This is a genomic window from Pantoea rwandensis (assembly GCF_000759475.1).
Lineage (GTDB): Bacteria > Pseudomonadota > Gammaproteobacteria > Enterobacterales > Enterobacteriaceae > Pantoea > Pantoea rwandensis_B.
In genome coordinates this window covers 1,693,240-1,705,326 of sequence record NZ_CP009454.1, presented here as the reverse complement: position 1 = coordinate 1,705,326, position 12,087 = coordinate 1,693,240, and the positions used below count along the sequence as shown (strand labels likewise).

General features: G+C 54.7%; 10 protein-coding genes. 4 read left to right on the top strand and 6 right to left on the bottom strand.

What is annotated here, in order from left to right; all coding sequences use genetic code 11:
• The first annotated feature begins 45 nt into the window (after positions 1–45).
• The 4 genes from xseA to LH22_RS20150 all read left to right on the top strand — a co-directional run bounded on the left by xseA (position 46) and on the right by LH22_RS20150 (position 3,091).
• Positions 46–1,419, top strand: coding sequence for an exodeoxyribonuclease VII large subunit (xseA, locus tag LH22_RS07760; protein WP_038645427.1), 1,374 nt, complete (start codon positions 46–48; stop codon positions 1,417–1,419).
• Between the two features lie 47 nt (positions 1,420–1,466).
• Positions 1,467–2,480, top strand: a complete 1,014-nt coding sequence (locus LH22_RS07755) for a M4 family metallopeptidase (RefSeq protein WP_038645425.1) — start codon at positions 1,467–1,469, stop codon at positions 2,478–2,480.
• Complete coding sequence (locus LH22_RS07750; RefSeq protein WP_038645423.1) at positions 2,477–2,803, top strand: protealysin inhibitor emfourin; 327 nt, start codon at positions 2,477–2,479, stop codon at positions 2,801–2,803. The genes LH22_RS07755 and LH22_RS07750 overlap by 4 nt, the downstream gene beginning before the upstream one ends.
• A 105-nt stretch (positions 2,804–2,908) precedes the next feature.
• Entirely contained in the window at positions 2,909–3,091 is a 183-nt protein-coding gene (locus LH22_RS20150; protein WP_045814915.1) for a general stress protein, read from the top strand.
• An 88-nt stretch (positions 3,092–3,179) separates the two neighbouring features.
• Here the strand turns inward: LH22_RS20150 and LH22_RS07745 are convergent, their stop codons facing one another.
• From LH22_RS07745 to ispG, 6 genes are all read right to left on the bottom strand, one after another.
• Positions 3,180–5,618, bottom strand: coding sequence for a glucose/quinate/shikimate family membrane-bound PQQ-dependent dehydrogenase (locus LH22_RS07745; protein WP_038645421.1), 2,439 nt, complete (start codon positions 5,616–5,618; stop codon positions 3,180–3,182).
• A 420-nt stretch (positions 5,619–6,038) separates the two neighbouring features.
• Positions 6,039–7,532, bottom strand: a complete 1,494-nt coding sequence (gene der, locus LH22_RS07740; protein WP_034825679.1) for a ribosome biogenesis GTPase Der — start codon at positions 7,530–7,532, stop codon at positions 6,039–6,041.
• 177 nt (positions 7,533–7,709) lie between these two features.
• On the bottom strand, positions 7,710–8,891 hold the full coding sequence (gene bamB, locus LH22_RS07735) for an outer membrane protein assembly factor BamB (RefSeq protein WP_038645419.1): 1,182 nt from the start codon (positions 8,889–8,891) through the stop codon (positions 7,710–7,712).
• Positions 8,892–8,910: 19 nt separating this feature from the next.
• Complete coding sequence (locus LH22_RS07730) at positions 8,911–9,528, bottom strand: YfgM family protein (RefSeq protein WP_038645417.1); 618 nt, start codon at positions 9,526–9,528, stop codon at positions 8,911–8,913.
• Between the two features lie 39 nt (positions 9,529–9,567).
• Positions 9,568–10,842 (bottom strand): histidine--tRNA ligase, encoded by a 1,275-nt coding sequence (gene hisS, locus LH22_RS07725; protein WP_038645415.1) that lies wholly within the window; start codon positions 10,840–10,842, stop codon positions 9,568–9,570.
• Positions 10,843–10,948: 106 nt separating this feature from the next.
• Positions 10,949–12,070, bottom strand: a complete 1,122-nt coding sequence (ispG, locus tag LH22_RS07720; protein ID WP_034825671.1) for a flavodoxin-dependent (E)-4-hydroxy-3-methylbut-2-enyl-diphosphate synthase — start codon at positions 12,068–12,070, stop codon at positions 10,949–10,951.
• Positions 12,071–12,087 lie beyond the last annotated feature (17 nt).

Genomic DNA, 12,087 nt, shown 5'->3' with positions numbered 1-12,087 from the left:
GTATCGGTTGATTAACCCTCTGATTTAAAATTTGATCTACATCACATGTCGCTACCGCCAACCGCCAATATTTTTACTGTCAGCCGCCTGAATACCACGGTGCGCCAACTGCTGGAAAATGAGATGGGCCTGGTGTGGCTCAGTGCTGAAATCTCAAATTTTAGCCAGCCCTCTTCCGGTCACTGGTACTTCACCTTGAAGGATGATGGCGCACAAGTTCGCTGCGCGATGTTCCGCAACAGCAACCGCCGCGTCACCTTCCGTCCCCAGCATGGTCAGCAGGTTTTGGTGCGCGCCAGCATTACGCTGTATGAACCGCGTGGCGACTATCAACTGATTATCGAAAGCATGCATCCAGCGGGTGAAGGCTTGTTGCAGCAGCAGTTCGAACAGCTAAAAGCGCGTTTGGCAGCAGAAGGGTTGTTCGATCAGCAGTTCAAACAGCCGCTGCCCGATCCGGCACGTCAGGTTGGCGTCATCACCTCCGCGACCGGCGCGGCGCTGCATGACGTGCTGCGCGTGCTGCATCGCCGCGATCCGTCGCTGCCCGTGATTATCTATCCCACGCCAGTGCAAGGTGTCGATGCACCCGCAGCCATCGTACGTGCCATTGAACTGGCGAACCAGCGTGATGAGTGTGACGTGCTGATTGTCGGCCGTGGCGGCGGCTCGCTGGAGGATTTGTGGAGTTTTAACGATGAGCGCGTGGCGCGTGCTATTTTTGCCAGTCGCCTGCCGATCGTCAGTGCCGTCGGCCATGAAACGGACGTCACCATCGCCGACTTTGTCGCCGATCTGCGCGCCCCTACCCCATCTGCGGCGGCAGAAGTCGTGAGCCGCAATCAGATCGAACTGCTGCGCCGTTTGCAGTCACAGCAGCAGCGTATGGAAATGGCAATGGATTTCTACATTGCAGAGCAGCAACGCCGTTTTACCCGCATACAACATCGTTTGCAGCAGCAACATCCACAGTTGCGTCTGGCACGCCAGCAAACCACCCTGTTCCAGTTGCAACGTCGCCTCGGCGAGGCAATGGATCAACGTCTGCGTGTGGCTAATCGCCAGCAGGATCGCGTGTTACAGCGCCTCAATATTCAGCAGCCGCAGGGGCGTATTCTGCGTGCACAGCAGCAGATGCAGCAATGGCAGTATCGCCTGCAACAGGGCATGGAGAAGCAGCTGAATCACAATCGTCAGCGCTTTGGTAATCTGGCCGCGCAACTGGAGGGCGTCAGTCCGCTCGCCACACTGGCTCGCGGGTTTAGCGTGACCACGGATACGCAAGGCCAACTGGTGAAGAAAACCCAGCAATTGCATAAAGGTGATTTACTGCGCACCCGCCTCGATGACGGCTGGGTGGAAAGCCAGGTGACCGCACTTGAACCGCAGAAATCACGCCCCCGTAAAGCACGCTCCTAGCTGAAAAACTATACTTCTGGCATGTTCCCTCACGGCCAGGAGTTAATATGACCTACAGCGTTATTCCTCCGTATATTCTTCGCAATATTATTGACCATTGTTCGGGTGCGCCGCAGGAGTCTGCTCGCCGCACCCTAACCCATGTTCAGCAACTGATGGCTGAACACAACCATAAAGCGGCCAGCGCGGCCACCTCACAGCCCGGCACCGTGCTGCGTGCCATCTATGATGCTGAAAATATGCAAAATCTGCCCGGCACCTTGATCCGCGATGAAGGCCAGCCGGGCAATGGCGACGTTGCGGCTGAAGAGGCCTGGAATTATCTCGGCATCACCTACGATTTCTACTGGCAAATCTTCAAGCGCAATTCACTGGATAACAAAGGCCTGAAGCTGGATGGCACCGTGCATTACGGCAAGGAGTATCAGAACGCCTTCTGGAACGGTCAGCAGATGGTGTTTGGTGACGGCGATGGCGAGATCTTTAATCGCTTCACCATTGCGCTGGATGTGGTGGCGCATGAACTCACCCATGGCGTGACGGAAAACGAAGCGGGACTGGTTTACTTCCAGCAGTCCGGTGCATTGAATGAATCGATGTCTGATGTGTTTGGCTCGTTGGTGAAGCAGTTCCACCTGCAGCAAACGGCCGATCAGGCTGACTGGTTGATTGGTGAGGGCTTGTTAGCCGCCGGCATTAAAGGTCGTGGGCTGCGCTCGATGTCCGCACCAGGCACGGCTTACGATGATCCGAAACTCGGCAAAGACCCGCAACCGGCGGATATGGATCATTACATAGAGACGCGTGATGACAACGGGGGTGTCCATCTCAATTCTGGCATTCCTAACCGTGCGTTTTACCTTGCCGCTAAAGCATTAGGCGGCTTTGCCTGGGAGCTGGCGGGTCATGCCTGGTATGACACTCTCTGCGACAAGACGCTGCCGCAGGATGCCGACTTCAGTACCTTTGCCCGTTTCACCATTGAACATGGTGGCAAGCGATTTAACCGCTCGGTGGCGGAAGCAATTCAATCCGCCTGGCAACAGGTAGGCGTAACGTGAATATTAAACTGACTGATGACGCCATTATCGAACTGGCGCGTGAAGGCGGCATTGCTTTTATCCCCAACCTGCGAGGCGAGCGCCGCTTTGCTCTGGCACAGCTGCCAGAACCGCAAAAACAGCGGGTGTGTAACGTGCTGGAGCAGGCATTACCGCTGGGTGAACCGGAAGATCAGGCGGCGAATCTGGGACGCGGAGATCAGCGTTATTTTCGTATTCAAATCACCTATGCCACCCATCATGAAGCGGGTTCCATCGTGATTTTGATTCCTGAAACCGCAGCCTCGCCTGAATTAGAGGCGCTTTGGCGCGACGGCCAGTGAAGAACTCGGAGATCTCCAAAGGCAACCTGTAACTTACTGACTATAATCATTAATGTGGCTAGCTAGTCCACGTCGAAGAAAACACCCTTAGATGAGGTCTCTGCTATGACACAAAAAAAGCAACGAGGTGGTGCCGGGAACTTTGCAGAGGACCCGGAGCGCGCCAGGGAAGCCGGCAGTGCTGGCGGCAAAGTCAGTGGGGGTAATTTCAGAAACGATCCTGAAAGAGCCAGGGAAGCTGGAAGAAAAGGAGGTCAAAAAAGCCGTCGCCCCTCCAAGCAGCAGTGAATAAGGTACCTTAAGGAGTGAAGTACGCCACGGAAGGTTAATAAAAAAAGGCCGACATCATGATGTCGGCCTTTCTTCTTACTGAGGCTTACTTGCTGTCTGGCAGCGCGTAAGCAATCACGTAATCACCACGGTCTGGTGACTGACGAGCGCCACCTGCGGAGATCAGGATGTACTGTTTGCCATTCTTCGGCGAAACATAGCTGATTGGGCCGCCCTGACTGCCGACTGGCAGGCGTGCTTTCCACACTTCTTTACCGGTTGAGCTATCGAAAGCGCGCAGATAGTAATCCTGCGTACCGGCGATGAACACCAGGCCACCCTGAGTTGCTAAGGTGCCACCCAGCGTTGGCATGCCGATTGGCATTTGTGCACGCATCTTAATACCGAATGGACCGGTATCCTGCACGGTACCGACTGGCACCTGCCATACGATCTGACGGGTTTTCATGTCGATGGCTGACAAGGTACCGAACGGCGGCGCCTGGCACGGAATGCCCAGCGGAGACATGAAGCGGTTTTTGTTAACAGCGTAAGGGGTGCCTTTCAGCGGAACGGCGCCCATACCCGTGTTGATCGCTTCACCGCCATTGCTGGCTGCATCTTTGCTGGTGTCCTGAGGAATCATCTGCACCCACAGGCCCAGACGCATGTCGTTGACGAACATGTACTGGTTGTTCGGGTCAAACGAGATGCTGCCCCAGTTCATACCACCCAGTGAACCTGGGAAGCTGAGTGACTTGTCAGTATCCGGAACGGTGAACAGGCCATCGTAACGCATGCCTTTGAAGGCAATACGGCACACCAGCTGATCGAACGGCGTTGCACCCCACATGTCAGACTCGGTCAGTTTCTGATTGCCAATGTTTGGCATTTCCACTGAGTGCGGCTGTGTTTTGGTGTACTGCTCGTTCGGGATGTGACCCTGCGGCATTGGCTGCTCTTCAACTTTCGTCAAAGGCTTGCCGGTCAGACGGTCCAACACCCAAATCATACCGGTTTTTGCACCGATAACGACGGCAGGCTTAGTGGTGCCATCCTTCATTGGGAAGTCGACCAGGCTCGGCTGCATTGGCAGGTCGAAGTCCCACAGATCGTTATGTACGGTCTGATAAACCCATTTTTGCTTACCGGTAGTCGCGTCCAGCGCCAGAATTGATGCGCCGTAGGTGTGATCCAGTTTGGTACGATTCGCACCCCACAGATCCACCGACGAGCTACCCATCGGCAGGAACACGGTGTTCATTGCCGGATCGTATGACATCGGTGCCCATGAGTTCGGGGTACTACGGGTGTAGTCTTTGCCCGGCATAAGGATGGCATTCGGGTCATCATTGCCTGGGTCAAACGCCCAACGCATCTGACCAGTAATGACGTCAAAGCCGCGCAGAACGCCACCAGGCATATCGGTCTGGACGTTATCTGCCACACGACCGCCAACCACCACGGTGGTACCGGCCAGCTGTGGTGCAGACGTCAACTGATACTGCGGATCGGGCGCTTTACCCAGACCTTTTTTCAGGTCAACCACACCGTGGTCGCCGAAGTTTTCACAGAACTCACCGTTGTCTGCATTGATAGCGATCAAACGCGCATCGATGGTGTTCATCAGAATACGACGCTGACAGGTATCACCTGCCGCCAGCACTGGCGCAGGAACCGGTGTTGAGCCCGGCTGGCTTGGCTGCTGTACCGGTTTGGTCGCATCGAAATACGCCAGACCACGGCAGCGGTTCCACACTTCAGCCTGTGCGTTGATTTCACGCTTCCAGATCTGCTTACCGGTATCCGCTGCCACCGCAATCACGTTGTTGTGTGGGGTGCAAAGGTACAGGGTGTTGCCCACCTGCAGCGGGGTTTCCTGATCTTCCGCGCCGTTACCGGTTGGGCTGATTGGGGTATCGCCAGTGTGGAAGGTCCAGGCAACCTGGAGATCTTTGACGTTGTCACGGGTGATCTGGTCGATCGCCGCAAAACGGTCACCTTCAGGCGTACGGCCGTAGCTGCTCCAGTCTTGCTGTGGCTTAGACTTGTCGACAGGAATCAGCGGCAGCTGTTTGCCGTCGAACGCGACGGTTGGGTGCGGCTGGAACATCTGCACGAAAGTGACCACCATGCCGACAGCGATGACCGCTGAGAGCACATAAGAAACTTTGGCCAGAGGGTTTTTGCCTTCGCGTTTACGCAGCGCTGGCCAGGTCAGGAAGGCCAGCAGCATCAGGCCCGCAGGTACCATCAGGCGTGAAACCAACTGCCAGAAATGGAAGCCCGCATCGAACAGCGCCCAAATCAGGGTGCCAACGAAGACCAGAATAAACAGGGTCACGGCGGATGATTTGCGGCGGAAGAACTGAATCGCCGACAGCAACATCACAATACCGGAAATGAGGAAGTACCAGCTGCCGCCCAGAGCGACCAACTTGCCACCGCCGATCGCGAAGAACAGACCGACAGCCAGCAGGACCAGCCCGAACAATACAGACCAGATACTCAACCCTTTGGAGGGACGAGCGGAATTTTCTGCCATAACAAAAACTCTCCTGAAAAAATAACGCGCTGGTGCCGGCTAACAGGCTGTAGCCGGTAACAATGCTCCTGCCAACGATGGGGGACAGGAACCAATCCGTTACGCTTTATTTTATATCTATTGGTACGGGTGCAATGCCCGTAATTCGGCGCTTGTGAGCAAGGACACATCGCAGGTGAGAGCGATTCTCGCTACAAGGCGGCAGGATTGTACCACCTGGTTCATTAGAAAGTGAACATCCATAACGAAGGAGTTACTGGGCAATAGCATTTTTGCTACAAAACCAGTCATAAGTTATTAATAAATATGAGGCTGAATCAAAGTGTAATTTTTGATGTTAAGAAGAAGTCAGAGTGGGATATATCGCTGGAATCGTGCGGTGGGGGCAAAAAAAAGGGCCCCATCAGGGCCCTCATCAGATTAACGCTTGTTCTTCTTCAGATGCGACATCAGTCGCTGGCGTTTGCGCTGCTGCGTCGGTGTCAGCAGGTTACGTTTGCCCGCGTACGGGTTGTCGCCTTCTTTAAACTGAATGCGAATCGGTGTACCCATTACGTTGAGTGAACGACGGAAGTAGTTCATCAGGTAACGTTTGTAGGAATCGGGCAGATCCTTCACCTGATTACCGTGAATCACCACGATCGGTGGGTTGTAACCACCAGCATGGGCATACTTCAGCTTCACGCGGCGACCACGCACCAGCGGCGGCTGATGGTCGTCAGAAGCCATAGTCATGATGCGCGTCAGCATAGCGGTGCCGACACGTTTGGTCGAACAGTCGTAAGCTTCGGTCACGGATTCGAACAGGTTACCTACGCCACTGCCGTGCAGCGCCGAGATAAAGTGAATGCGCGCGAAATCGATAAAGCCAAGACGGAAGTCCAGCATCTCTTTCACTTCATCACGCGCTTCCTGCGTCATGCCATCCCACTTGTTGACCACGATCACCAATGAACGACCGCTGTTCAGGATAAAGCCGAGCAATGAGAGATCCTGATCGGAAATGCCTTCACGTGCATCAATCACCAGCATCACCACGTTGGCATCTTCAATGGCCTGCAGCGTTTTGATGACAGAGAATTTCTCTACGGTTTCGGTGATTTTTCCGCGTTTACGCACACCAGCGGTATCAATCAACACATACTCGCGCTCGTCACGTTCCATTGGAATGTAGATGCTGTCACGCGTGGTGCCCGGCATGTCGAAGACCACGACGCGGTCTTCACCCAGGATGCGGTTAGTCAGCGTTGACTTGCCGACGTTAGGACGGCCAACGATAGCCAGTTTGATCGGCAATGTGGTCGGGTCGAAGTTTTCTTCTTCCTCTTCCGCCAGCGCCTTCTCGTCCTCTTCTTCTTCTAACGCGGCCCAATAAGCGGCGTTTTCTTCTTCTTCCGTCAACTCCACTTCTGGAACGGCTTCTTCCATCCATGGCAGCAACGCAGCTTCAAGCAGGTTGTTCACACCGCGACCGTGCGAAGCCGCAATCGGATGAATGTCACCCAAGCCCAGCGCATAGAAATCCAGCACGGCGGCATCAGGATCGAGACCGTCAGTTTTGTTCGCCACCAGGAAGGTGGCTTTTTCGCGCGAACGCAGGTGATTGGCGATCTGTTGATCGGCCGGCATCACACCCGCACGCGCATCCACCAGGAACAGCACCACATCCGCTTCTTCAATCGCCAGCAGCGATTGTTCTGCCATGCGGTTTTCGACGCCTTCCTCGGTGCCATCAATACCGCCGGTATCAATAACAATGAATTCGCGCCCTTCCACTTCGGCGCGACCATATTTGCGATCGCGAGTCAGTCCAGGAAAATCCGCTACCAGCGCATCACGAGTGCGCGTTAAGCGGTTAAATAGCGTAGATTTTCCCACATTGGGACGCCCAACCAGCGCGACCACAGGTACCATAACACTTGCCTCAGTTTTAAAAATAAATCGCCCGAATGGCGTGATTATAACGACATTTGCCAGAAGGCGTCAGGCTGAAGGCGCTAAGAATACCATGCCTGACTAAAAACGAAACGGCCCCTGACGAATCAGGAGCCGTATTAGCGAGCAGGAAGCCGGTTCCTGCAAAGCCCAATCTTAACGAGTGATGGCGTAAACTTCGCCGCCCTTCGCCTGGATCAGCAGCTTGTCACCCGCAACCACCGGGTCAGTCTGGAAGCCATCGCTGTCCAGTTTCTGCTGCGCAACAAAGCGCCCGTCCAGGGTGTTGATCCAGTGCACATAGCCTTCGCTATCGCCGACCACCAGATAACCGTTAAACAGCGCTGGTGAAGTCAGGTTGCGATGCAGCAGATCGCTCTGACGCCAGATGGCCACGCCACCGTCGGCATTGAGGGCAATCACACGGTCATCCTGATCGACCAGGTAAATACGACCCGCATCAACCACCATGTCTTTCACGCCGCCGATTTCGCGTTTCCACAGAATCTGGCCTGAACGCAGTTCCAGCGCGGTCAGATTGCCGTTGTAAGCCAGCGCGTAGATCACACCGTTAACCACAACTGGCGTCGTATCCACATCGCTCAGACGATCAATCTCTGTTGCGCCGCTTGGCTGCGAAATACGCTGCTGCCAAATCAACTGCCCCTGGTTCATGATCACTGCGCTCACGCGGCCATTGTCACCACCGACAATCGCACCACCGAATGCCACGGTCGGCGCAGATTCACCGCGCAGTGACAGCGCAGGCATATCGAGGTTCACGCTCCACTTGATCGCGCCAGTGCTCTGGTCCAGCCCCTGCAACATACCGTTGCTGGTGTGGATCAGCACCAGGCCATCGCTCACGACTGGACGCGACAACGCTTCACCGGCGACTTTCGTCTGCCAGGCGATGCTGCCATCGCTATTGTTCAGTGCAAAGACCTGGCCGCGCTCGCTGCCGATATAGATGCGATCGCTGGTAGCGGTGATGCCGCCAGAGAGAAGAGCTGAGATGTTTTTCGAGAAGAAGCCGGTTTTCTCAGAGAGATCGACTTTCCATTTCTCTTTACCGTTGCTGGCATCCAGGGCTTTTACTACGCCAAAGCGGTCGGCCGCATAGACGGTGCCGTCCTGCCAGGCCGGATGCAGATTGGAATAGAAATCGCCAACGCCATCACCCACAGAGGTGCTCCAGGCAGTCTGTGGCGTAAACTGGTTTTCCACTTTCGGCAGCGGAGCCATTTTTACTACATCTTCTTCGCCGCTGAACAGCGAGCAACCGCTGAGCAGAGTGACTGAAATCAGCCCTGGCAGCAGGTATTTACGTAATTCCATGTGCGCTCTCTTGACTGGCTTAACTTAAGTTATTCATCTTCATCTGCAGAATTTGCTTCAACGCAGGAGAGGCCTGCGATTCAGCACCTTTGCTCCAGGCATCACGTGCGCCCTGCTTGTCGCCTTTGCTCAGCAGTGCTTCGCCACGAATGTCCGCAATAATGGCTGTCCAGCCATCACCCTTAACATTGTTAAGGGTTGAAAGTGCGGCATCGGCCTGATTTTGCTGCAGTTGAATGCGCGCCAGACGCAGGTTAATCACCGCCTGCAGGTTGGCATCTTTGGTATCTTTCAGCCCGCTCTGAAGCAGCGTAATGGCTTTATCTAACTGATTCGCTTCAACGTACTGTTTCGCTAAATCGAGCGAAGCCAGTGCGCCATAAGTGTTGTTATTTTCATTGGCAAAGGCGGCAACCGCTTCCAGCGTTTGCGGCTTGTCCGCCTGCATCGCGGTGGTCAGTTGTTGATACTGTGCCGACGCAGCTTTATCCGCACCATCCTGATGACTGGTCCAGAAACGCCAGCCACCCAGTGCAGCAATGCCGATGATCACACCCACAGCCAGCGCTTTGCCGTTATTCGCAAAGAACTGACGCAGTGCGTCAACCTGTTCGTTTTCGTTGCTGTAAACTTCCACGCAATCCCTCTCCTTTAAATGGCTGTTGCAGTGCTGCGTTTACTGCAGCAGCGTGCGCAATGTCGCAGCGGCTTCGCTTTGGGCAACGGTTTGTTGATCGCCAGTGCTCAGGTTTTTAATCACCACCTGGCCCGCTTTCACTTCGTCTTCGCCCAGCACCAGCGCAATGCGTGCGCCCCACTTGTCTGCACGGCCAAACTGCTTCTTGAAGTTACCACCACCGAAGTTGGTCATCAGCTTCAGCGCCGGATCTGCATCACGCAGTTTTTCCGCCAGTTGCATCGCGGCGGACTGAACGCCCTGCCCCGAAGCGATAACATAGACATCAACAATGCGCGTCGGTTCAAATTCTGGATTAACCGCTTGAACCAGCAATACCAAACGCTCAAGACCCATGGCAAAACCGACCGCTGGCGTAGCGCGACCACCCAGCTGTTCAACCAGACCATCGTAGCGTCCACCGGCACAGACGGTGCCCTGTGAACCTAAGCTGTTGGTCACCCACTCAAACACGGTGCGGTTGTAGTAATCGAGGCCACGCACCAGACGCTGGTTCACGGTGTAAGCAATACCCGCGTCATTCAGCAGGCTGCACAGCCCGTCGAAGTGCGCGCGTGAGTCTTCATCGAGATATTCATTCAGTGTCGGCGCATCGTTCAGCAACAGCTGGATGTCAGGATTTTTGCTGTCGAGTACACGCAACGGATTGCTATACATACGACGTTTGCAATCTTCATCCAGTTTGTCTTTATGCTGCTCAAGGAAGGCCACCAGCGCATCGCGGTAGTTTGCGCGTGCTTCCAGTGAACCAATAGAGTTGAGTTCGAGACTCACGTGTTCAGCGATACCTAACGCTTTCCACCAGCGCGCGGTCATCATAATCAGTTCAGCATCGATGTCCGGGCCTTGCAGACCAAACACTTCCGCACCAATCTGATGGAACTGGCGGTAACGGCCTTTCTGCGGACGCTCATAGCGGAACATCGGACCGATGTACCACAGACGCTGTTCCTGATTGTACAGCAGACCATGCTCAATACCGGCGCGCACACAGCCTGCCGTGCCTTCCGGACGCAGGGTCAGACTTTCACCGTTGCGGTCGTCAAAGGTGTACATCTCTTTTTCAACCACATCGGTGACTTCACCGATAGCGCGTTTAAACAGCGGGGTCTGCTCTACAATCGGCAAACGGATTTCACTAAAGCCATAACTGGCCAGCACCTGCTTCAGGGTGCCCTCAATACGCTGCCAAATCGCGGTGTCCGCCGGCAGGTAGTCGTTCATCCCACGGATCGCTTGAATATTCTTCGCCACGTTAGAATCTCTTAATACAAAAAAACCTGTCCGGCATCATACCTTATGAGGATGAAACCGCACAGGTTCAATCACAAACTGGCGCGCGGCGGGCGCGCACCGTCCTTTATTTTTCCAGCTGCTGCACGTTAATGCGGCGGCTTTCATCCAGCATGCTGGCCTTGGCACGAATACGTGCTTCCAGCTGGTCGATCATGTTGTCGTTATCGAGGCGATCGCGCTGGCGCACGCCGTCTTCATAGAAACCACTTTTGCGGCTGCCGCCGGTCACGCCCATGGTCGAAACCGTGGCTTCGCCAGGACCGTTCACCACACAACCAATAATCGAGATATCCATTGGCGTGATGATGTCTTCGAGACGTTCTTCCAGCGCATTCACCGTGCCGATCACATCAAATTCCTGACGTGAACAGGTTGGGCAGGCAATAAAGTTAATGCCGCGAGAGCGAATGCGCAGCGATTTCAGAATGTCGTAACCGACCTTGACTTCTTCCACCGGATCCGCCGCCAAAGAGATGCGCAGCGTATCGCCGATCCCTTCCGCCAGCAGCAAGCCCAGGCCGATCGCTGATTTTACTGAACCGGCGCGCGCGCCACCCGCTTCGGTAATACCGAGATGCAGTGGCTGATCGATAGCTTTTGCCAGCAGACGATAGGATTCAACGGCAAGGAATACGTCAGAGGCTTTTACACTCACTTTGAACTGATCAAAGTTGAGGCGATCAAGGTGATCAACATGGCGCATCGCGGATTCGAGCAGCGCCTGTGGCGTTGGCTCACCGTATTTTTCCTGCAGATCTTTTTCCAGTGAACCGGCATTCACGCCGATACGAATAGGAATGTTGTAATGGCGGGCACAATCCACTACCTGGCGGATACGCTCATTGTTACCGATATTGCCGGGGTTGATGCGCAGGCAATCGACGCCATATTCGGCGACTTTCAGTGCGATACGATAGTCAAAATGAATGTCCGCCACCAGCGGCACATTGACCTGTTGCTTAATCAGTTTGAACGCTTCCGCCGCATCCATGGTTGGAACAGAGACGCGCACGATATCGACACCGACACGCTCAAGCTGGCGAATCTGGTTAACCGTGGCGTCCACATCCGTGGTGCGGGTGTTGGTCATTGACTGAACGGCAATGGGCGCACCATCACCAACCGGCACCTTGCCGACGTAAATCCGTGTTGATTTGCGACGGATAATGGGTGCTTCGTTATGCATATTCTCTCTCCACAATT